The 20,705-nt window shown below is 28.6% G+C and carries 23 protein-coding genes; 5 read left to right on the forward strand and 18 right to left on the reverse strand.

From position 1 onward, the window contains the following. Positions 1-83: 83 nt before the first annotated feature. From KGF42_RS07680 to KGF42_RS07690, 3 genes are all read right to left on the reverse strand, one after another. Complete coding sequence (locus KGF42_RS07680) at positions 84-1,232, reverse strand: sensor histidine kinase (protein ID WP_227826060.1); 1,149 nt, start codon at positions 1,230-1,232, stop codon at positions 84-86. Then, the gene (locus KGF42_RS07685) at positions 1,229-1,900 is read right to left on the reverse strand and encodes a response regulator transcription factor (protein ID WP_227826061.1); all 672 of its coding nucleotides are present in this window, start codon (positions 1,898-1,900) and stop codon (positions 1,229-1,231) included. Before KGF42_RS07685 ends, KGF42_RS07680 begins: the two co-directional genes overlap by 4 nt. Before the next feature lie 183 nt (positions 1,901-2,083). After that, positions 2,084-2,734 (reverse strand): membrane protein insertase YidC, encoded by a 651-nt coding sequence (locus KGF42_RS07690; protein ID WP_227826062.1) that lies wholly within the window; start codon positions 2,732-2,734, stop codon positions 2,084-2,086. 793 nt (positions 2,735-3,527) lie between these two features. Here KGF42_RS07690 and KGF42_RS20450 point away from each other — a divergent pair. Further along, the gene (locus KGF42_RS20450) at positions 3,528-3,719 is read left to right on the forward strand and encodes a nitroreductase family protein (protein ID WP_413927000.1); all 192 of its coding nucleotides are present in this window, start codon (positions 3,528-3,530) and stop codon (positions 3,717-3,719) included. A 386-nt stretch (positions 3,720-4,105) separates the two neighbouring features. Beyond that, complete coding sequence (locus KGF42_RS07700) at positions 4,106-4,258, forward strand: hypothetical protein (RefSeq protein ID WP_227826063.1); 153 nt, start codon at positions 4,106-4,108, stop codon at positions 4,256-4,258. Between the two features lie 252 nt (positions 4,259-4,510). Here KGF42_RS07700 and KGF42_RS07705 read toward each other — a convergent pair whose 3' ends face one another. Further along, positions 4,511-5,914 carry an MATE family efflux transporter gene (locus KGF42_RS07705; RefSeq protein WP_227826064.1) on the reverse strand — a complete coding sequence of 468 codons (1,404 nt, stop codon included), beginning with the start codon at positions 5,912-5,914 and terminating at the stop codon, positions 4,511-4,513. Then, positions 5,898-6,359, reverse strand: a complete 462-nt coding sequence (locus KGF42_RS07710; RefSeq protein WP_107595272.1) for a MarR family transcriptional regulator — start codon at positions 6,357-6,359, stop codon at positions 5,898-5,900. Before KGF42_RS07710 ends, KGF42_RS07705 begins: the two co-directional genes overlap by 17 nt. A 340-nt stretch (positions 6,360-6,699) precedes the next feature. Here KGF42_RS07710 and KGF42_RS07715 point away from each other — a divergent pair, with 340 nt between their 5' ends. The 3 genes from KGF42_RS07715 to KGF42_RS07725 are packed head-to-tail and all read left to right on the forward strand — an operon-like array spanning position 6,700 to position 8,414. After that, entirely contained in the window at positions 6,700-7,215 is a 516-nt protein-coding gene (locus KGF42_RS07715; protein ID WP_021376471.1) for a PadR family transcriptional regulator, read from the forward strand. A 48-nt stretch (positions 7,216-7,263) separates the two neighbouring features. Further along, positions 7,264-7,767: a flavodoxin family protein gene (locus tag KGF42_RS07720; protein ID WP_054274245.1), complete on the forward strand. Its 504-nt coding sequence runs from the start codon at positions 7,264-7,266 to the stop codon at positions 7,765-7,767. After that, positions 7,764-8,414, forward strand: coding sequence for a hypothetical protein (locus KGF42_RS07725; protein ID WP_054274246.1), 651 nt, complete (start codon positions 7,764-7,766; stop codon positions 8,412-8,414). Before KGF42_RS07720 ends, KGF42_RS07725 begins: the two co-directional genes overlap by 4 nt. Before the next feature lie 133 nt (positions 8,415-8,547). Here the strand turns inward: KGF42_RS07725 and KGF42_RS07730 are convergent, their stop codons facing one another. From KGF42_RS07730 to KGF42_RS07790, 13 genes are all read right to left on the reverse strand, one after another. Further along, a complete protein-coding gene (locus tag KGF42_RS07730; protein ID WP_227826065.1) occupies positions 8,548-9,207 on the reverse strand; it encodes a class I SAM-dependent methyltransferase in 660 nt (219 codons plus the stop codon). Positions 9,208-9,437: 230 nt separating this feature from the next. After that, positions 9,438-9,689, reverse strand: coding sequence for a DUF3781 domain-containing protein (locus KGF42_RS07735; RefSeq protein ID WP_227826066.1), 252 nt, complete (start codon positions 9,687-9,689; stop codon positions 9,438-9,440). A gap of 58 nt (positions 9,690-9,747) precedes the next feature. Next, positions 9,748-9,909 carry a hypothetical protein gene (locus KGF42_RS07740; RefSeq protein ID WP_227826067.1) on the reverse strand — a complete coding sequence of 54 codons (162 nt, stop codon included), beginning with the start codon at positions 9,907-9,909 and terminating at the stop codon, positions 9,748-9,750. A 111-nt stretch (positions 9,910-10,020) separates the two neighbouring features. Next, positions 10,021-10,782 (reverse strand): ABC transporter ATP-binding protein, encoded by a 762-nt coding sequence (locus KGF42_RS07745; RefSeq protein ID WP_227826068.1) that lies wholly within the window; start codon positions 10,780-10,782, stop codon positions 10,021-10,023. 14 nt (positions 10,783-10,796) lie between these two features. Further along, entirely contained in the window at positions 10,797-12,332 is a 1,536-nt protein-coding gene (locus KGF42_RS07750) for a glycine betaine ABC transporter substrate-binding protein (protein ID WP_227826069.1), read from the reverse strand. A 341-nt stretch (positions 12,333-12,673) separates the two neighbouring features. Further along, positions 12,674-14,914 (reverse strand): excinuclease ABC subunit UvrA, encoded by a 2,241-nt coding sequence (locus tag KGF42_RS07755; protein WP_227826070.1) that lies wholly within the window; start codon positions 14,912-14,914, stop codon positions 12,674-12,676. Between the two features lie 246 nt (positions 14,915-15,160). Further along, positions 15,161-15,388: a hypothetical protein gene (locus KGF42_RS07760; RefSeq protein WP_227823140.1), complete on the reverse strand. Its 228-nt coding sequence runs from the start codon at positions 15,386-15,388 to the stop codon at positions 15,161-15,163. A gap of 35 nt (positions 15,389-15,423) precedes the next feature. Beyond that, positions 15,424-15,579 carry a hypothetical protein gene (locus KGF42_RS07765; RefSeq protein ID WP_227823141.1) on the reverse strand — a complete coding sequence of 52 codons (156 nt, stop codon included), beginning with the start codon at positions 15,577-15,579 and terminating at the stop codon, positions 15,424-15,426. Positions 15,580-15,914: 335 nt separating this feature from the next. Further along, the gene (gene hslO, locus KGF42_RS07770) at positions 15,915-16,790 is read right to left on the reverse strand and encodes an Hsp33 family molecular chaperone HslO (protein WP_227826071.1); all 876 of its coding nucleotides are present in this window, start codon (positions 16,788-16,790) and stop codon (positions 15,915-15,917) included. A gap of 221 nt (positions 16,791-17,011) precedes the next feature. After that, complete coding sequence (locus KGF42_RS07775; RefSeq protein WP_227826072.1) at positions 17,012-17,758, reverse strand: class I SAM-dependent methyltransferase; 747 nt, start codon at positions 17,756-17,758, stop codon at positions 17,012-17,014. Then, positions 17,745-17,990, reverse strand: coding sequence for a small, acid-soluble spore protein, alpha/beta type (locus tag KGF42_RS07780; RefSeq protein WP_200907950.1), 246 nt, complete (start codon positions 17,988-17,990; stop codon positions 17,745-17,747). The genes KGF42_RS07775 and KGF42_RS07780 overlap by 14 nt, the downstream gene beginning before the upstream one ends. Before the next feature lie 131 nt (positions 17,991-18,121). Next, entirely contained in the window at positions 18,122-19,240 is a 1,119-nt protein-coding gene (locus KGF42_RS07785; protein ID WP_227826073.1) for an N-acetyldiaminopimelate deacetylase, read from the reverse strand. A 199-nt stretch (positions 19,241-19,439) separates the two neighbouring features. Continuing rightward, complete coding sequence (locus tag KGF42_RS07790; protein ID WP_227826074.1) at positions 19,440-20,633, reverse strand: L-serine ammonia-lyase; 1,194 nt, start codon at positions 20,631-20,633, stop codon at positions 19,440-19,442. Positions 20,634-20,705 lie beyond the last annotated feature (72 nt).

The raw sequence follows: 20,705 nt of genomic DNA on the forward strand, positions 1-20,705 counted from the left end.
CTTCATTAAGCTTTTTTATATTTTATTTTTTTGAGATACCCTTGCAAACAAAGACAAGCATTTTACATCAAATCTTTATATATTTATAAATTAATATTAAGTTGTTCATCAATTGGAATCATAAAATAAAACTCTACCCCTTTATCACGATTCCTAACTCCATATTCTAGCCCTTGCATTGTAAGTATTTGTGAAACAATTGCAAGCCCTAATCCTGAACCTCCTGTACGCTGAGATTGAGCACTGCGATAAAACTTAGACCAAATTTTTGAAATCTCATCTGGCTCTATAATCCTACCCTCATTATAAATTTTAAATAAAAGTAAGCCATTTTCACATGTAATAGATAAATCTAAATTTCCATTACATATAACATGTTTCTTTGCATTAATAATTAGATTTTTTACTACTTGTTCCATTCTCATTTTATCTGCTATTACAAAAACTTCATGTTCTGGCAAATCATATGTAAAATAAAAATTGACATCTGGTATATCGATTAAAAGTCGTCCTGCCACAGTTTCAACAAACTCTATAAAATCAAAACATTCTGGGTTAAGTTTAGAAACTCCTGCTTCTAATGCAGATAAGTCTAATAATGATACAATCATATTATTCATTCTATCAGTTTCTTCTATAATAACATCCATATAATTTTTCTTTTTTTCTTCGTCAACTTCATCCATAAGCCCTTCTGTATATGCACGTATAATACCAAGCGGAGTCTTCATTTCATGTGAAATTGTATCTACCAATTCCTTTCTTTGTTCCAATAGCATCCTTTCCTTATTTACCTCTTGTTCAAGTTGGATATTTGCACTCTCTAGGTCTGATAATGCCTGCTGTAGATTTGTAGACATTGTATTCAAACTCCTAGAAAGTTCTCCAAATTCATCATTAGTATTTACAGTACATGGATTAGAAAAATCAAGTTGAGACATACTCTTTGCAGATTTATTTATAGAGGTAATTGGTTCTGAAATAAATTTTCCCAATAAAAAATCAATACTCATGATAAAGATAACTAATATTATAAACCAAAGCCAAAATTCAAATTTATTGTCTATAGAAAATTCTTCAACAAGCAAATAAAATAATATAATTAATGCTCCTGATAATTTAGAAAGGAAAAATACTTTTTTCCTAACTGAATGTAGTCCAAAGTTTTGTTTAATCCAATTTGAAATATCTATATTACTTAATTTTTCTGTAAGCTTTCTTAAACTACTCATTCCTTAACCTCAAACTTATATCCTGAACGAATTAATGTAACTATATGATGTCCTTCACTCCCAAGTTTTTTGCGTAAAGTTTTTATATGTGTATCTACAGTTCGTGTGTTTCCTTCAAATTCATATCCCCATACACAATTTAAAAGTTTCTCCCTAGAAAAAACTTGATTAGGATTTTCCATAAACAAACGTAATAATTCAAATTCTTTATATGTTAAATCAATCAATTTATCCTCTATATATACTTGCCTTGATGATAGCATAATAAAAATCTTTCCTAAATTTAATGAATTTTTTGGAATATCAGTAGTATATCTACGTAATAAGGCATTAACTTTTGCTAAAAGTACTTTTGTGCTAAACGGCTTTGTTATATAATCATCTGCACCATATTCATAACCCTTTAATTTATCCTCCTCTTCACCTTTAGCTGTCAATATAATAATAGGTATATTAGTCATTTCACGTGAAACTCTACATACTGATAATCCATCTAAATATGGCATCATAATATCCAATATCATTAAATCTATATCGTTGTTTTTTAATACTGCAAGTGCCTCAACCCCATCATCAGCAGTTATGCAAGTATATCCTCCTTTTTGCATATATTCTACAATAATACCTTGCATTCTTTTTTCATCTTCTACAACCAGTATTTTAGCCATTTCTATTTATCACCTCTTTTTTGTATACTTTATTTTAGTTTATATTAATTTATTTATTTTTCAACTATTTTTTCCATAGTATTTTTTATACTATTATTAATGGCATTGATATCATGGATAAAAATAGCCTGCTAACTTTATCTCATGTTAGCAGGCCAAAATATTTTTAGAATAATAATTAGACTACTTTATCACTGTTCTATTTTTTCGATTAAAATATATTCTAAAACAAATATCTTCAATTAATGAATAAATTGCACTTGTTATAAAGTACAGACCTATGGCTACTGGAGTTCTAACAGTCAATATAAGACTTGTTATAGTAGTTACCATAGCCATTTGTTTGTTAAACTTTACTTGAGAATTTATCTTGAAATATGGTATATAATTCACTAAATTTGAAGCTAACATAATTAATGTATATATACAAGGTAATATAAATAAATTATCAAATGTACCTAAATTAGCAATCCATGGAATTATAATTGTTGTAAATTCCTTTGTCATATCTAAACATACATGATATAAGGCATATACTACTGGCATTTGCACCAAAACTATAAGACATCCCAACATACTCTTCATACTTTCTACAGAATTTACTTGTATCTGCTTTTCCAGCTCTTTAGTATCATTCTTATACTTTTCTTTTATATGTTCCATTTTTTCTGCTAATTCTTGCTGTTTTTTTACGGAAAATCTTTGTTTTAATGATAGTGGCATTAGTACTAACTTAACTATTAAAGTTATAAGCACAATAGAAATTCCAAAATCACCTGTAAAGTTAAATAATGTACTTAATAATCCTTGCAATATACTTGAAATGAAATCCATTTTATTCTCTCCTTTTTATTTTTAATCTTTAGAATTATAACAGATTCATTTCAAATTAAAATAAACTACAATACCTCCAAATATCATATTTCTGAAAAACTATATACTGTTTAGGCAACCTTTCTTCAGAATATGTAGTTCTATTTACAAATATGTTTCTTATTAAAACATATTTAATTTTATGATTTAAGAGGTCTTTACAAAAATAAAATATACTTCCAATGATAGATACCAATAATGTCATATAAATTAGTACATATAGCATACTATCCATATCTAATCTCACCACATCACCTCTTTAGTATTTATATTTATTTTTAGACAATTTCAAGTCTTAAATAATTCCAGTATTCATATTTAGTTTTAAATAATTATAGTATAGAAAACTCCTAATGTAAATATATAGATTATCATATTTTGCATTATTATTTACCATTTTTACATTTATAAGTATCCAATCTTAACCCCCTTAATTTTTAATAAAAATCATCTAAAGTATTCTTTTTTATGTCTGAACAAAACAATATTGAGTTTTTATAGTTTATTTTCCAATTATAAGCCTCAATTCAATATAAGTCCTAATATAATATTAAATACAACCCTTTGATACAGTGTTAAATATAATCGCCAATACAATCCCTTAGTATAATCGTATAATCTTTGATACAATTCTTAATATAATCATTATAACTGGATACTAAAATCAATGACTTTTTTTCTGATTAATGCTAAAATAATAGAAAATAAAAATCAACATAGATTTTCCAAAAAAATAAACGGAGGTTACTTAAAAATGATAAGTGATTCTATATCGAAAAGACGCAGTATTAGAAAATATAAAAATCAAAGCATTTCACATGAAACTATAGAGAAAATAATTGAAGCTGGAATAAATGCACCTTCATCTAAAAACAGACAACCATGGCGTTTTGTTGTTGTCACTGAAAAAGAAAAAAATTCAAAACATGTCGCTTACAGCTGTTGAATTAGGTCTAGGTAGTCTTTGGATTTGTGATGTATACTTTTCATATCGTGAATTATGTGAATGATTAAATACAGATAGTCAATTAGTGGCAGCAATATCTTTGGGTTATCCTGATGAAGAACCATCAAGAAGACCTAGATTACAATTAAGTAATGTGACTGAATGGAGATAAATAGTTATAGTAAGCAAATAGTGCAAACTGAATTTACATTAGGTGAGGTATTTTAATGAAAAAAATTATTAAATCTTTTACATTTTGTTTTCTTTTAATTGCATTATTTGAGATTTATATGCACTAAATTGGTCAAGACTCAAAAAGTATTGTTCTAATAAGCTTAAATCCTATTTTGTCTATTATTTCTGACACTGATAGTTTTTTTGTTTTTATGAATTCAGGTATGCAAATCCCATGTAGAACAATTACAGGGTCAATTTCGATTTATTGGTACATAGCATCCATACTTTCTTTTCTTATTTATGGTATAATTTTAGATTTAATTAGGATAATTATTTCTAAAGTTGGAAATAAAGCAAAGTAATCAAAATAAGCATTATAAACAGTGCATTTTCTTGAGCTATCACTTGAGTTATTATAAAAAGTTAATTATTTTATAAAACAAACTTCTCAAGCAAGTCAGAGCATAGCACTCTAAATATATCCTTAGCTCCTGAAAATGCACTTCTAAATTTACACATGAACGTTATTTTGCTTATATTTAATTTGGCGTTACTTAGAGAATTAATTTATTATATTTCTTAAAATTAATTTACTATATTTCTTAAAAATTATCTTATGCCTCTACAACCTTCTTATGATTACCCATCACATTGTTTTGCTTGATAGTCAATGATTTTATTTCATGAACTGCAAAGTATATACATACCATTGCCGCTGCTGCATCTGCTATTGGTCCTGCAAACATTACTCCATCAATTCCCATAAAGATTGGTAAAATCACGATTAATGGAATTAAAAATAGAATTTGACGAGTCAAAGAAGTAAAAAGTCCTAGTACTGATTTCCCAATTGATGTAAAGAAAGTTGATGATACTATTTGAACACCATTTATAAATGTTAAAAATAAGAAAGTTCTAAAATAATGTTCTGCAAATATAAAATAAGTCTCGTTTCCGTTACCAAATATAGATGTAATTTGTCGTGGGAAGAATTGGAAACATAAGAATGCAATAACAGATATAATAGTTGCACTTCCTACTGCAAACTTATACGCTTCTTTTACACGATTATATTTTTCATCCCCATAATTGTATCCTATAATTGGTTGCATACCTTGTGATATCCCAATAATTACAGATATAAAAATCATGTTTACTTTAATAATGATACCAACACAAGCAAGTGGAATCTCACTTCCATAAACTGACCTAGCTCCATAATATGCCAACGTATTATTCATAACTATCTGTGTTATAGTCATTGCTAATTGGTTAAAACATGAACTTGAACCTAGTGCAAATATATGTCTATAAATTATACTCTCTAATTTAAAACTTTTCTTATGTAATTTAATGTGTTGAAAATTCTTTACATAATAAACACTGATTCCAAAAGATATAAGTTGCCCAATAACAGTTGCTAAAGCAGACCCAGCAATCCCCATATTAAAAACAAAAATGAATAGTGGATTTAAAATTGTATTAATAACTGCTCCTACTAACATACAAAACATAGAAGCTTTTGGTCTTCCATCTGCAAGTATCAACTTACTCATTCCAGTGGACATTATAAGAAATGGCAATCCGATTGATGTAATTTTTGTGTATGTGTGTGCATAAGGTAGTATTTCTGACGTAGAGCCAAAGAATTTTAATAGTGGTGTTAAAAATATTGATACTATTATAAATAAACTTATTCCAAAAACAGCCATCAAACAAATAGAATTTCCTGCTGCTTTTGTAGCTTTTTCTGAATTTTTAGCTCCTAGTTCCAATGAACACTTAGATGCTCCCCCAATTCCTAACAATAATGCAATTGCAGTACATATTGTTGTTAATGGGAAAGTAACATTTGTAGCAGCATTACCCAATACCCCAACACCTTGCCCAATAAATATTTGGTCAACAATATTATATAAAGCACTTACTAACATTGCTATAATACTTGGAACTGCATACTTGGTTAATAACTTTGAAACTTTCTCATATTCCAATGGCTCCTTATATTTTTCTTCCATTTTCCTTCGCCTCCAATTTTGCTTCTTCATTCATATCAATAGCCAAAAATGCAACCTTTTTTAACATTGACATAAATAACTCTTGCTCTTCTTTTTCAAATGAACTCAACAACTCTTCTACATACCCATTTGTTATTTTTAGTATTTCATCATAGCATTCTAAAGATTTTTCTGTAGGATATAAATGCCATGTTCTTTTATCCTTTACACCTGGTTCCCTCATTATAAATCCTTCTTTTTCCAAATTTGCCAAAGCTCTTGTTATATTACTAGGGTTCACAAGAATTTTCTCAAATATAGTATCCTGCGTAATACCTGGATTATTGCATATGTGTAATACATAAAAATATTGGCTATTGTTGATTCCAATATCCGCCAATTTCCTGTCAATATAATTTGTATTATACCTATTTATAATGGAAACCCATTTTAATAGCTCTCTCATGTTATCTCCTTTATTATCGCTGTATTTTTTGCGTACGCAACAATCTATTTGCTCATGCAACTATTTTACTGCTAATCTTATACTTTGTCAATATCACCCAAGTTTATATTTAAATTATAAAGTTACTATAAATTTTATATATTAGACTCTTACTTTGATTTAACTATTTTTAAATCTCCATTGATATTTAATTACCTTTTATATTAATTTTTTTTCTTATTTATCCACTAATTTCTAATTCTTTTTTGCTTATTTTAAAAAGTATCTTGACACAGTATGTATTATCTGGAATAACAAGTATATCGAATCGTTATATATCTAATTGATACTAGGAGGCAATATGTTAGAATACATTATTTTAGGATTTTTAATGGAAAAAGAATTAAGTGGATACGACTTAAAACAAATAATGTCAGAAAGTACCTCATATTTTTTTGACGCTAGCTTTGGCAGTATCTACCCTGCACTTAAAAGATTAGAAACAAAAGGATATATACACTATCACGAAGTTATAGACGGTAGCAAATTAAAAAAACTATATTCCATAACTAATACTGGTAAAGAAGTATTTCTTGAATGGTTAAAGAAACCTATAAATTTTTCTAAAACAAAGCAAGACCACCTTGTTAATATATTCTTTTACAAGTATCTACCCAAAGAAATAATTGAAACAAACTTAAAAATGTTAATAACTGAAGTAGAATTACTTCTAAATAAATTAAGTAAACAAAAAATTGATGTAGAAGAAAATCATTGTGTTGACCAATATACATATATGTATGCCACAATGATTTATGGAGTTGACTATTATAATTTTGTAATTAATTGGTGTAAAGATTTACTGAAAAATCTATAAGATATAATTTTTAAAAGTAAACATACATAATAAAAGGAGATTAAATTTATGAGGCTTTTAATACATGATTTGACCGAGGAAGAATTAGATAATATATTACCTAAGCTTGATGACAATATAAAAATACTTCCAAACACAAAAGAAATTCACAAATGTATTGGTTGTTTTGGTTGCTGGATTAAAACACCTACTGAATGTGTTGTAAAGGATTATTACGGCAACATGGGTAAACTTATAAATGAATCTGATGGAATTATTATAATAAGCAGATGTTGTTACGGAGGGTTTAGCCCTTTTGTCAAAAACGTACTTGATAAAAGTATTAGTTATATTCTTCCATACTTTGTAATAAAAAATAATATGATGCGTCATAAAAGTAGATACGACAAACAGATAAATTTAAAAGCTATATTCTATGGAGATTGTATTACAGAAGCTGAAAAAGAAACTGCTACCAAATTAGTAAATGGGAATGCTATAAATTTTAATATAAAAGAACATTCTGTTTGTTTCTATGAAAATATCCAAGATATAAGAGGTGAATCTATATGAATATAGTAATGATAAATGGTAGTCCAAAAGTAGGTAAAAATAATTCACAGTACTTTTTATCTGAAATAGAACAACTTATTCAAAATGACAATAAAATTTTTACATTTAAAATAGATAGCACATCTAAGTATACTGATGCTCTTAATTCCATACTTAATTGTGATAGATTAATAATCGCATTTCCTCTTTATGTAGATGGTATTCCATCTCATTTGCTTCATTTTTTAGAGGAATGTGAAAAATTTTTAAAGACACAAAATAAAAAACCTATTCAAGTGTATGCAATAGTTAACTGTGGATTCAATGAAGGTGAACATAATCATTTGGCGATTCAAATGATAGAGCATTGGTGTAAAAAAATCAACTTTACATGGGTTCAAGGTATTGGAATTGGAGCTGGGGAGATGTTTGGTTCACTAGAATCCGTCCCTTTGGGTAAAGGACAAAAAAAAGATTTAGGGATTACATTAAAAAAACTGTCAAAAAATATACTTAATGACAATATAAATATTAATAATTCCAGTAAAAATAATCTTTTTATTTCACCTAACTTCCCTAGATTCCTATATAAACTTATGGGTAATCATCAGTGGAATACTCAAGCTAAATCAAATGGTTTGACTAAAAGCGATATACTAAAGAAATAAAATTTTACTTCAACAAACACTAAAAACCGTCAAGCAAGATTAAGCTATTCATCTTGACGGTTTTTATGTTATTTATATTCACTAGGCATGAGATAATTCAGTACGACATTGATTATCTAGTCTAATATTTGTCTTATTCTTTTTGTAAAATCCAAGTTGCTCCAACAAGGTCCTGCTGTAAATCAGTATATTCATTTTTTTGGCTAATAACATATTGTTCAAACATATCTTTTTGAGAAGGATATTTTTTAATTAGTTCATTTGCACGAGTTATAATCCAGTTCATTTCTTCATCAACATCATTTTCAAGCTCTAAACATGGTACACATTCAATTAATTTCAGACCTAATTCTTTGAACAGTACACTCCACTCATTGTAAGTAGGATACACTCTCTCAAAGTTAAGTTGTTCATTTGTAGATTTATCTGCTACATATGCATCATCAATTAAAATGAATCCCTTTCTTTTTATTGTAGATAATAGCTTGCTGATAGTTTCTTTATAATTACCTAAAATATCTCCTACAGCTCCAAAAATCACACAATCATAATCATGCTCAACTTTTACAGAGCTATTAGCATCATTCACTTCAAAATCACATAAAGCATCAACCTTATACTCAATAGCCTTTATTCTCGCATAATCAATGAATTCAGGTATTAAATCTATACCTTTAATATGTATATTCAACTCTTTTGCAAGCTTCACAGATACAGCACCTTTCCCACAAGCTAAATCCAAAACTTTTGTATCCCCATTAAAAGGTATGTATTTTTTAAATAATTGTAGCATTTGTTCTGGTGACTTCCTAATTCCCAAAAATCTTGTAATAAATAAGGCAAATAAGGTAAAATATCAGTAGTATTAGAAGTTAGTGACTCTGCCAGTTTTTCTTTTACAGTATCATTCATTTTATCAACCTCTAAAATTCAAATTATTATTCAAAAGTAATATTATTTTGCATACTTTTTCATAGGTACTACAAACAGTGGAAAATGCTCTTGACTTTCGTATCTTGCAATTCATTTCTTTTCTTTATGAGCTGTAATAATTGTATAGCTGTAAGCATTTACTGTTATAATACAACCATCTACACTTATATACCTGTTTTTTTCCTTTCTGTTAATAATGGCGTTTGGAGATTCTATTTTAGTTTTGCACCAGTCCACTACATCATTTGTCTCCAAAGAAAGATTTTTCTTAATTCTTACAACACCTAGCTCTGTTGTATGTAATCTATCTAAATTTTTAAGTAATTCATTTTCTACATTCATTTTTATTAGAACACCTTATCATTTGCAAAATTAAATCTATATACTTAGTACTATTTTATCATAAGCTTATAGCCTCGTATATTTTATTATAACCTTTTGTTACTCCATTAGTGCTAAGCATATTCAAATAACATTCTCCTGTAAAATATTGTTCAAATGCTTTATTTTCATCACCAATAGGAAAAACTGCTCCTATCCCTAAATCTTCGTCTCTAATCATTTTTAATTCCCCCTATGCCTTAATCTAACTCTTTTACACTTCAAGTATACAGCTTGAAGTTAACTCTAAGGCAATAGTTTTTATCATAATAATTTAATTTTTAATTTTAATCTATTCTTTTAAATCCTCGCCATCTATTATAGATTTCCTTATATTCAATAACTGGTCTACAAATTGATTAGCAGGGGCATTTAAAATGTTATCAGGAGTATCATACTGTTGAATAACTCCATGATTTAATACCAAAGTCTTTGTACCTAAAATCAAAGCTTCATAAATATCATGTGTAATAAATATAATCGTAACTCCTGTTTTTTTATGAATTTCTTTTATCTCTTTTTGTAATTGCTTTCGTGTAATCTCATCGACTGCACCAAAAGGTTCATCCATTAATAAAATTTCTGGAGAAGAAGCTAAAGCTCTTGCAATCCCTACACGCTGTTGTTGACCACCTGACAATTCTGATGGATAACGTACTTTCATATCATTTGGCAATCCCACTATTTCCATCCATTTGTCTACAGCATTTTTTACTTCTGATTTATTTTTTTTACTTAGAAGGTTTGGTACATATGAAATATTTTCTTCTACAGTCATATGAGGAAAAAGAACACTTCCTTGTACACAGTATCCTATTCTTCTTCTTAATTTAATTAAGCCCTCGTTTTTGATATTGGTTTGGTTTATCAAAATATTTCCTCCATCTGGCAAAATCAAACCATTAATCATTTTTAAGAGTGTTGTCTTACCAGAACCAGATGAACCAATAACAGTCAAAAATTCTCCTTTTTCTATCTCTAAATTAAGATTATCTATAATAGTTTTGTCATTGTATTGTTTTTCAATATTTTTAAATTGTATAATAGGTATCATTCTATTTCCTCCAATTATAAAAGACCTTTTTTATTCAAAAACTCACGAGCAACTTCTCTAGGCTCTAAATTGTTGTTTTCTACATCATAATTCATTTTAGCCATTTCTTTATCAGTCAGAATACTTTCAACCATCTTAAATATCTTTGATAGCTCTGGATTTTCTTCTAATACCTCTGAACGAACAACATTTCCACATTGATAAGATGGATAGAAGCTTTTATCATCTTTTAAAACTACAACGTCTGAAACGCTATACTGACCATCAGTTGTAAATATAGGCATTACATCAATTTTACCCTCATTGATAGCTTGATATTTTAATCCAATATCTAAATCAACTGTGTTTTTAAAGTTTAGTCCATATGTATTACACAATGGAGTATATCCATCCTCTCTCTCATAAAAGTCATATTCTGCTCCGAATGTCAATTTAGAAGATATGTCTTTTAAATCTGATATTTTTTTTAGATTATATTTATCTACAACTTCTTTTCTAACTGCTAATGCATAACTATTAGAAAAACCATACATACCAGTCCATTGCATTTTAAGTTTATTTTTGTATTCTGATTGTAGTTTACTAAACATATTTTCAGTATATAATTCATTTTTTTTAAGTACCATATTCCAACCTGTCCCTGTATACTCTGGATAAATATCAAATTCTCCATTCTCCATAGCTGGCTGAATATTAGATGTTCCCCCACCTACACCTTGTGTAATTTCTACTTTTAGGTCTGTGTTTTTTTCAATCAAAATATCCAACATCTCACCAAGAATATATTGTTCAGTCATAGGTTTTGTAGCAATATGAATAGTTTGAATCTTTGAAAAATTAAAGAAATACAATGTAAAGATAGTTACTATAAGAATAAGGCTTCCTAGAATAGCAAAAACTTTTTTTCTATTTTTCTTTTTTCTTTTTCGTTGAAAGAATCTTTCTACTAGTCCTAAAACAAAATCAAATATTAGAGCTAATAGCGCAATAAGTATGCTTCCAGTAATTGTCATTACTGTATTATTTGTCGTGATTCCTCTATATATGGCTACACCCAAACCTCCAGCACCTATAAATGAAGCGATACCAGCTAGAGCAATTGTCATAATTACCATGTTTCTAATACCAGACATAATAACAGGCAAGGCTAGTGGAAATTTTATTTTATACAGTATCTGAAAATCTGTACTTCCCATTCCTCTAGCAGCTTCAATAATATTTTTATCCACATTAGTAATTCCAGTATATGTATTTCTAACCATAGGCAATAATGCATAAATAGTAAGAGCAATAATAGCAGTAGTATTCCCTATTCCAGAAAATGGTATAAGAAATCCTAACATAGAAATAGATGGAATAGTATATAGAAAATTGATAGTTCCTAATATGGGTTTAGAAGAATTATGAAATTCACTTACAATAATACCAATTATACCACCTAAAACAATTGCAATTATTATAGAAATAATAGAAATAGTCAAGTGCTCTATGGATAGCTTTATAAAAAAATCACTTCTTTCAGACAATAAGGTTAGAATATCCTTTATCATTCATCTCACTCCTTTTCATGAGTTTTACTTAACAAGATTTAAATTTTAATGTAGTTAATAGTCATCATTTATATATCAACAAATTATTCTATAAATTACATGTTAAGATTATAATATCAAACTTGCAAGTAGGCACAAAAAAGTAACTATTAGAGAATCTTATCTCGATACCCTACATAAAAATAAGAAAAAATGCCAGAATCGTTAAAAATTTGATATTTAAACGAATTTCTGACACTATATTTAATTAAATTTTAATATTTCTTATATTATTTACTACTATTAAGTTTCAGTATCATTTTATATACCCATTATATTTATTAATATATCATATATATTTATTATACTATATATTTTGCTGTTAATGATATTTTATTGTTACATAATTGTTTGGGAGTTCCTTCAAATATTACTCTCCCACCTTTGGTTCCTCCTTCAGGACCCATCTCAATAATCCAATCAGCTCTTTTAATTACATCTATATTATGTTCAATTATTATAACCGTATTTCCATTATCTACAATTTCTTCAATTATACCTATAAAATTCTCAATATCAGCCATATGAAGACCTGTTGTTGGTTCATCTAATATATACACCGAACTTTCCTTATTTAATTCACTAGCAAGCTTTAATCTTTGACACTCTCCTCCAGATAAAGTATCAAGAGTTTGTCCTAAAGTAAGGTATCCAAGACCCATTTTTTCAATACATTGTAATTTTGTTTTAATCTGTTTTAAATTAAAAAATTCAATTGCATCTAAAACAGACATTTCAAGAACTTCTATTATATTCTTCTCTTGAAATCTATATTCTAAAACTTCTTTTTTAAATTTTTTACCTTCACAAGCATTACAAGTGCTCTTTATGCTCTCCATAAAAGCAAGATTCATCTCTACTATACCAGAACCCTTACAATTATCGCAAGCTCCTTCTGAATTTGAACTGAATAAAGAAGCCTTTACTCCATTTGTTTTTGAAAATATACTTCTTATATTGTTCATAATTCCACTATATGTTGCTAAACTTGACCTTGAATTTGCTGAAACAGGGCTTTGGTCTATAAGTACAGCATTAGGGTTTTGCTTTAAAAATTCATCCTTAATTAATGTACTTTTACCCGCTCCTGCTACTCCAGTAACTAAAGTCAATACACCTTTAGGTATCTCAATAGATACATTTTTTAAGTTGTTCTTATTGCAATTTTTAATTTCTAAATATCCCCTATGTTCTCTTATACTTTCTTTAATAGAAAGAGATTTACTTAAAACATTCCCTGTCAATGTACCACTTGTAAGTAGCTTTTCATAACTGCCTTCATACACAACTTCTCCACCATACTTACCTGCCCTTGGTCCCATATCTACAATATGGTCTGCAATCTTAATAACATCTGGGTCATGTTCAACAACTATAATCGTATTCCCTTTATCACGTAGTTGTTTTAAAAGGTTATTTAGTTTATGCACATCTTTTGGATGAAGCCCCACACTTGGTTCATCAAAAATATACATTAAATCAACAAGATTACTATTTAAATACTTAACCATCTTTATACGCTGTGATTCTCCTCCTGATAGAGAAGATGTCTCCCTATCTAGAGTTAAATATCCAAGACCTATATCTATGATACTATTTAACTTTTCTACTATTCCTTTAAGTAGAGGTTGTGCTTCTGGCTCATCTATATTTTTAATAATTTCAACCAATTCATCAATTTGCATACTAGTTAAATCTGCTATATTATAACCATTAATCAAAGACTTATATACTCTTTTATGAAGTCTTTTTCCATCACAGACAGGACATTTATCTTCTATAAGAAGTTTACTTAATTTTTTCTTAGTAGCTTCAGAGATTTCTCCTTCTTTACTTAGATATAGACGATTAAATTTAATCATTAACCCTTCATATGTCATGTTAGTTTGACCAGCATTTTCTATCTTAATCTTTTCTGCTTTACCATGTAAAAATTTTTCTAACTCTATATCTGAATAATCACATATCTTTTTATCAATATCAAAAAATCCTGATTCAGCAAATATATTCCAGTGCCAAGAACCCACTCCAAATCCTGAAAGCAATATAGCACCTTCATTTAGTGATTTATTCATATCAAGAATCTGACTCATATTAGGGATTAACTTTTTTCCAAGTCCATGACAGTGTGGACACATACCATCAATATCATTAAAAGAAAACATGTTAGCGTTACCTATATACTCACTACCAAATCTTGAATATAAAGCCCTTAAAAATGAATTTACATCTGTAATAGTACCTAGAGTTGACCTTGAATTACCACCAAGTCTACTTTGGTCTATGATAATTGGTGTTGAAAGATTTTCTATACAATCAGCTTTAACCTCTCCATACTTAGGTAAAAAACTTCTTACAAATGTACTAAACCTTTCATTTAGTTGGCGTTGTGATTCTTTTGCAATTGTCTCAAATACAATAGATGATTTTCCAGAGCCTGATACACCTGTGAATATGGTTATTTTTCTTTTCGGTATTTTTAAGAAAATGTTGTTTAAATTATTTTCTTTGCATCCTTTTAAAATTATAAATTCATTGTTCATATTTTACCTCCTGCATTATTTTTCTTTAAATTCTTTAGAGCAAATCGTAATAATAGTTGTTAGTTATACATAAGTAAAATACTATTTTATTAGATTACTCCTTCTTTTTCATAAATACAGGTCAAATTATAGCATGTAGATTTTATCTGGTAGTATAGTGTAGGGTTTGATTTTTGTAAAATATATATCTATTTTATTTAAACATTATCACATATATTTTATCTAAATAGCATCCTTTTATTTTAATTAATCTTCACTTAATACAGATGTAAGCTCAAGGTCGTTTAAAAGATGCTCAAAATAGCTATGCGCTGAAATATATCCTATACCATACATTTTGCGCTTTGAGTTTACAACCTTATATTCATAACATGCACTCTTAACTTTGTTGTAGTCATTAAAATCCATTGCCTTATAGATAGCTCTTTCATTTCTTGGTATATACTTTACATATTTTGGCTTAATAAAATACAAATCATCTTTTATCTTACGTTCACGTTTAAGCTTCTTTAAAATTGCCCCATTCTTTCTATGGCTGATTTAAATTTTCTACTATTACTCTCAGGAATAGGCATTTCAAGTTTTCCGTTAAAATTCTTTGCAATTAAAAATATCATCAATAATATTAATATACTTATTCCTATGTGCTTCGTTTTACTTTCCATATGTAAAACTTTCTCCTTCTTATCAATTCAAATATCTTATAAACCTTTGTGTCAATCAGGTCTAAATATACAAATTATTTTACAATATTTTATTGTTTCATACAATCTTTGACACGAACTATAATAAAATAAAAAAGCCTTCTAACTGCAACACTTCAAATATTACAGCCAGAAAGCTTCTTAATTCTTAAAATTTATTAAGCTTAAAAATTTATAAACTTATTTTTTAATAGAAATATGCCTATTATTAATAAATTATACTTTAATTACTATATCAATACGACATTACTATGTCATTTTGACATTGCTTATATCAATACAACTATTTTTATAGTCTACATTTCTTTTAAAATCTCAAGCAACTCTTCTTCACTATACACATACTTCTTATTACAGAACTGGCAACCAACTTCTGCTTTTTTATCTTCTTCTATTATTTCAGCCAATGATTTTTTACCGATTGCAACCAAAGCAGTTTTTACTCTTTCTTTTGAACATTCACACATAAACCCAACTTCGCAGGTATCAAGTATTTTAGGCTCCAAACCATCTAAAACAATATTTAATATATCCTCTGGTGATTTTCCTTCTTTTAACATTTTAGTTATAGAAGATAATTTAGCTACATTTTCCTCTAACTTAGCAATAGTCTCTTCTTCTGCATCTGGCATTAATTGCACTATAAATCCTCCAGCAAACTCTACTTCATCTTCTTTTGTAAGAACACCTAAAGCTACTACTGAAGGAGTTTGTTCTGATACAGCAAAATAATAAGTAAAGTCTTCTGCAATTTCTCCACTTACCAATGGATAAGTCCCATTATATGGTTCTCTAAGACCTAAGTCTTTAATAACTTTTACAACACCTTCTGTTCCTACTGCTGCGGCTACATTTAACTTTCCATTTGGATAGTCTTCAACCTCTACTTGTGGATTTCCCACATATCCTTTTACCATTCCCGTAGAATCTGCTGTTGCAATAATAGTTCCGATTGGACCGCCACCTTTTATTATTACAGTCAATTTATCACTATCATTTTTCATCATTAGTCCCATTATAGATGTAGCTGTTAATGTTCTTCCAAGTGCTGCTGTTGCTACTTTTGTAGTTTTATGTAATCTTCTAGCTTCCTCTACTGTATTTCTAGTAGTTGCGACAAATGCTCTAACTTGACCATTTCCTGATGTTGCTCTTAGTACATAATCACTCATTAATATTCCTCCATGTTCCGTTAATTGTCCTATTTTATTATATTACTACCTTAATTTTAATCTATAAATACTTATCTATCTTAACCTTGGGCAAAACCCCTTTTATTTTAATTTTACTAAGTAATAGTCATTCTATTTTCATTTTAATCTATAGAACTGCATTTTCTATATTTTTATATAATGGTTATTTTTAATAATTATCTTGTATAGCCAAAGATATCTTATTTTTTACATATAAAGAAGATTCTTTGGCTTTCTTCATTAGGTTTATCAAATGTAAAATCTCCATAAGATTTTATATCCTTAAATCCAGATTTTTCAAGCATATCAACTATCTCATCTTCAGTATATGCTCTTTGTTGGTGTATTTCTTCAAATCTTTCAAATTTTCCACATTCGTCTTTAATAAAAAATGTCAGTTCCATTTCAATTAGATTCTCTTCTTCATCAAAGTAATTTTGCCACATATATGCTATATCTTCTCTATTTTCTCCATACATATTATTTCCCAATATGTTGGCTAATTTATAAAATGAACTTATATCAAATATAAATATTCCATCTTTCTTTAATAATTCATATGTCTTTGAAAATACATTTTCCAAATCATCATCATAAGTTATATAGTTGAATCCATCACAAGCACAAAGTACACAATCCAAATCAGATATTTCAAAATCAAGCTCTGATATATCTTGTTGAAGTAAAACTAGTTCTACTCCTTCTTTTTCTGCCTTTTCTCTTGCCACACTAAGCATTTCATCAGATATATCTATACCAGCTATATCGTAATTCTTTTTAGTCAATGGGATTGTAAGATTACCTGTACCACATGCCAATTCCAATATATTTTTTACTTTTACACCTTCACTATCTATTATGTCTTCTATATATTTAACCCATCCATTATAATCAACTTCATTCATAAGTTCATCATATACAAACGCAAAATCACTATATTGACTCATCCTTTTTATTCTGCCCCTCCACAATCTTTTTCAGCCTCTTTTTGCGTGATGTAAGCATACCTCCAATTCTTCCAGCTTCCTTAGCTGTAAGCCCTGCCCATCCACGTTCACCAACTTTGTCCATAAGACCTAGTTCTGAGGCTATCTCATATTTCATTATATCATCATTTGTCAATATTTTAGTATTCTTGCCATTAGTTAGCTTCTTTTCTCTTTGCATATTTTCTTTCAAAAAAATCACCCCTTCTCATTTGTATTTTTGTCAATTAAAAGAAATTTATACAAATATCTAAGGGGTATTTATCAATACACTTCTTTTTAAATTTAGGTATTTCAGCTTTTTAATTCTTATAATTTATTTTTCTAATCTATAGCCTTTTTGTATTTTAATAATTTTGCATAAACATTCAATGCATTTACACATATCTTTTCATCAAAATTAAAGTTTATATTATGAAGACCATTTACAAATCCTTTTTCTTCGTTTCTTGAGCCTAGCATAAAAAATAATCCTGGAACTTCCTTTTGATAATAAGAGAAATCTTCTGATATCATAAGTGGTTCTAACTCTACTACAGTATCATTTCCAACAGCTTCAACAAACTCTTGATACAATCCCTTATCATTTTTAACAGCAATATAGTCATCTATAATATTTATATTAATCTTACAGTTATAAGCTAATTCAAACCCTCTAGCAAGCTCTCTAACTCTAAGCTTCATTCTCTCATACACTTCTGGGCTAAAACATCTCATAGTACCTTCCATCTTTATATTTTCAGCTATTATATTTCTTCTAGCCCCTCCTTCAATTCTACCAATAGTCAGCACTGCATTGTCTATTGGACTTATATTTCTTGATACTATAGTTTGAAGTGAACTTACAAAGTTTGAAGCTATCACTATACCATCAATTCCATTTTGTGGCATAGCTCCATGTCCACTTTTAGATACTACTTCTATATCAATATCCCCTATTTGTGCCATAAAGTAGCCTTCCCTTGTACCTACATAACCTTCTGGCAACTCTGGATATATATGAAGCCCATATATCTCATCAACATTGTATTTCCTAAGCACACCTTCATCTATTAAAGCTTTTGCCCCACCAGGTCCTTCTTCTGCTGGTTGAAATATGAATACTATATTATCATTTAGCTCTTCTTTATTATCATTTAAATACTCAATTAATCCAAGTAATATAGTAGCATGTCCATCATGACCACATAAATGTTTTACCCCTTCTTCACTATGAAGACCATCTATATCAGCTCTAAAAGCTATATCTCTTTTAGGTCTTTTACCTTCTATTACGCCTACTATACCTGTTTCTAAGTAAACTTCATACTCAATTCCTAATTTATCAAGATAATCTCTTATGTATTTTGAAGTCTTATACTCTTTTCTCCCAATCTCTGCAATAGGGTTTAATGCTTTCCTATGCTTATAAATTTGTTCTTGTAAATATGATGCCTCTCTCATGTAATCTCCTCCAATTTCTAATTTATTAAAAAAATATTTCTATATCTCTTATAATTAAAATATTATATAACATGTTATACTAAATAAAAATTTAGATTGAATATAAAAATATTTCGCATTATTAAATAATTCACCATTAATAATAATTCCCCTGTTTCATAAATCAAAACAGGGGAATTATTATTAAAAAATTTTATTTTTAACAAGAGAAGAAATGTTTAGCAAGTCCACCCTTGGCTGTTTCTTTGTACTTATCCATCATATCGATACCAGTTTCTTTCATTGTTTCAACAACTTGGTCTAAGGAGACAGAGTGTGAGCCATCAGTTAATAATGCATAATTAGCTGCATCATAAGCTCTTTGAGCTGCCATAGCATTTCTTTCTATACATGGAATTTGAACATATCCATATACAGGGTCACAAGTCATTCCTAGATGATGCTCAAGTGCTATTTCTGCTGCATATTCAATATGGTCTATAGTTCCACCTTTTAGGTATGCTACTGCCGCTGCTGCCATAGAACAAGCTGCACCAACTTCACCTTGACATCCTACCTCTGCTCCAGATATTGAAGCATTAGTTTTTATTATATTACCTATTATTCCAGCTACAAGTAATGCTTCAATTATTTTTTCGTCATCGTACTTATAAAAATCTTGCATTGCAAAGAATATTCCTGGAATTACACCAGCAGAGCCACAAGTTGGAGCTGTAACTATTATATTTCCAGAAGCATTTTGCTCTGAAGCTGCTAGTGCATATGCATATACAAGTGTTGAGAAGTTCTTATCTTTTTGATATTCATTATAAAATGTACTTGCTCTTCTTTTTAATAATAGTTTACCTGGTATTATTTCATCTGTGATTAATCCATCATCAATAGATTTTCTCATAGCATCTTTTATAGTTTTTATATAATCTTTTATGTCTTCTGGTTCACATTCCAACACAAAATCTACTAAAGTCTTATTATTTACTTTACACCATTTTACTATTTCATCCATAGTATCTAAATGATATATGCTGTTACTTTTACTGTTTCTTTGACCTTCCTCTGCTATAGTCCCTCCACCTATAGAATATACAGTCCATTCAGCTGTTACATTTCCATCTTTATCTAAAGCTTCAAACTTCATTCCATTTGGGTGAAAATCTTTTATAATATCTTCTTCCCAAACAATTTCAACTTTTTTAGGTGCTATAGTTTTTTCAATTATATAGTCAGTTAAATGACCTTTCCCTGTAGCTGCCAAACTACCATATAATATTGCTCTAAAACTTTCTGCATCTGGATTTTCATTCTTAAATTTTTCTGCTGCTCTTTGTGGCCCCATAGTATGAGAACTTGAAGGCCCACTTCCTATTTTAAAAAGTTCCTTTAAAGTATCCATATTATTCCTCCTAAATTTTCGGTATTATTACTTATTATTAGATTTTACGCACATATTTATTATAACCTAAAT

The organism is Clostridioides sp. ZZV15-6383 (genome assembly GCF_020657735.1).
Taxonomy (GTDB): Bacteria; Bacillota; Clostridia; order Peptostreptococcales; family Peptostreptococcaceae; genus Clostridioides; species Clostridioides difficile_D.

What these genes read in the sequence shown, in the direction of transcription:
- KGF42_RS07680 (WP_227826060.1), bottom strand. Translation starts at nt 1,232, where the DNA reads ATGAGTAGTTTAAGAAAGCTTACAGAAAAATTAAGTAATATAGATATT.
- KGF42_RS07685 (WP_227826061.1), bottom strand. Translation starts at nt 1,900, where the DNA reads ATGGCTAAAATACTGGTTGTAGAAGATGAAAAAAGAATGCAAGGTATT.
- KGF42_RS07690 (WP_227826062.1), bottom strand. Translation starts at nt 2,734, where the DNA reads ATGGATTTCATTTCAAGTATATTGCAAGGATTATTAAGTACATTATTT.
- KGF42_RS20450 (WP_413927000.1), top strand. Translation starts at nt 3,528, where the DNA reads ATGATAAGTGATTCTATATCGAAAAGACGCAGTATTAGAAAATATAAA.
- KGF42_RS07700 (WP_227826063.1), top strand. Translation starts at nt 4,106, where the DNA reads ATGAATTCAGGTATGCAAATCCCATGTAGAACAATTACAGGGTCAATT.
- KGF42_RS07705 (WP_227826064.1), bottom strand. Translation starts at nt 5,914, where the DNA reads ATGGAAGAAAAATATAAGGAGCCATTGGAATATGAGAAAGTTTCAAAG.
- KGF42_RS07710 (WP_107595272.1), bottom strand. Translation starts at nt 6,359, where the DNA reads ATGAGAGAGCTATTAAAATGGGTTTCCATTATAAATAGGTATAATACA.
- KGF42_RS07715 (WP_021376471.1), top strand. Translation starts at nt 6,700, where the DNA reads ATGTTAGAATACATTATTTTAGGATTTTTAATGGAAAAAGAATTAAGT.
- KGF42_RS07720 (WP_054274245.1), top strand. Translation starts at nt 7,264, where the DNA reads ATGAGGCTTTTAATACATGATTTGACCGAGGAAGAATTAGATAATATA.
- KGF42_RS07725 (WP_054274246.1), top strand. Translation starts at nt 7,764, where the DNA reads ATGAATATAGTAATGATAAATGGTAGTCCAAAAGTAGGTAAAAATAAT.
- KGF42_RS07730 (WP_227826065.1), bottom strand. Translation starts at nt 9,207, where the DNA reads ATGCTACAATTATTTAAAAAATACATACCTTTTAATGGGGATACAAAA.
- KGF42_RS07735 (WP_227826066.1), bottom strand. Translation starts at nt 9,689, where the DNA reads ATGAATGTAGAAAATGAATTACTTAAAAATTTAGATAGATTACATACA.
- KGF42_RS07740 (WP_227826067.1), bottom strand. Translation starts at nt 9,909, where the DNA reads ATGATTAGAGACGAAGATTTAGGGATAGGAGCAGTTTTTCCTATTGGT.
- KGF42_RS07745 (WP_227826068.1), bottom strand. Translation starts at nt 10,782, where the DNA reads ATGATACCTATTATACAATTTAAAAATATTGAAAAACAATACAATGAC.
- KGF42_RS07750 (WP_227826069.1), bottom strand. Translation starts at nt 12,332, where the DNA reads ATGATAAAGGATATTCTAACCTTATTGTCTGAAAGAAGTGATTTTTTT.
- KGF42_RS07755 (WP_227826070.1), bottom strand. Translation starts at nt 14,914, where the DNA reads ATGAACAATGAATTTATAATTTTAAAAGGATGCAAAGAAAATAATTTA.
- KGF42_RS07765 (WP_227823141.1), bottom strand. Translation starts at nt 15,579, where the DNA reads ATGGAAAGTAAAACGAAGCACATAGGAATAAGTATATTAATATTATTG.
- hslO (WP_227826071.1), bottom strand. Translation starts at nt 16,790, where the DNA reads ATGAGTGATTATGTACTAAGAGCAACATCAGGAAATGGTCAAGTTAGA.
- KGF42_RS07775 (WP_227826072.1), bottom strand. Translation starts at nt 17,758, where the DNA reads ATGAGTCAATATAGTGATTTTGCGTTTGTATATGATGAACTTATGAAT.
- KGF42_RS07785 (WP_227826073.1), bottom strand. Translation starts at nt 19,240, where the DNA reads ATGAGAGAGGCATCATATTTACAAGAACAAATTTATAAGCATAGGAAA.
- KGF42_RS07790 (WP_227826074.1), bottom strand. Translation starts at nt 20,633, where the DNA reads ATGGATACTTTAAAGGAACTTTTTAAAATAGGAAGTGGGCCTTCAAGT.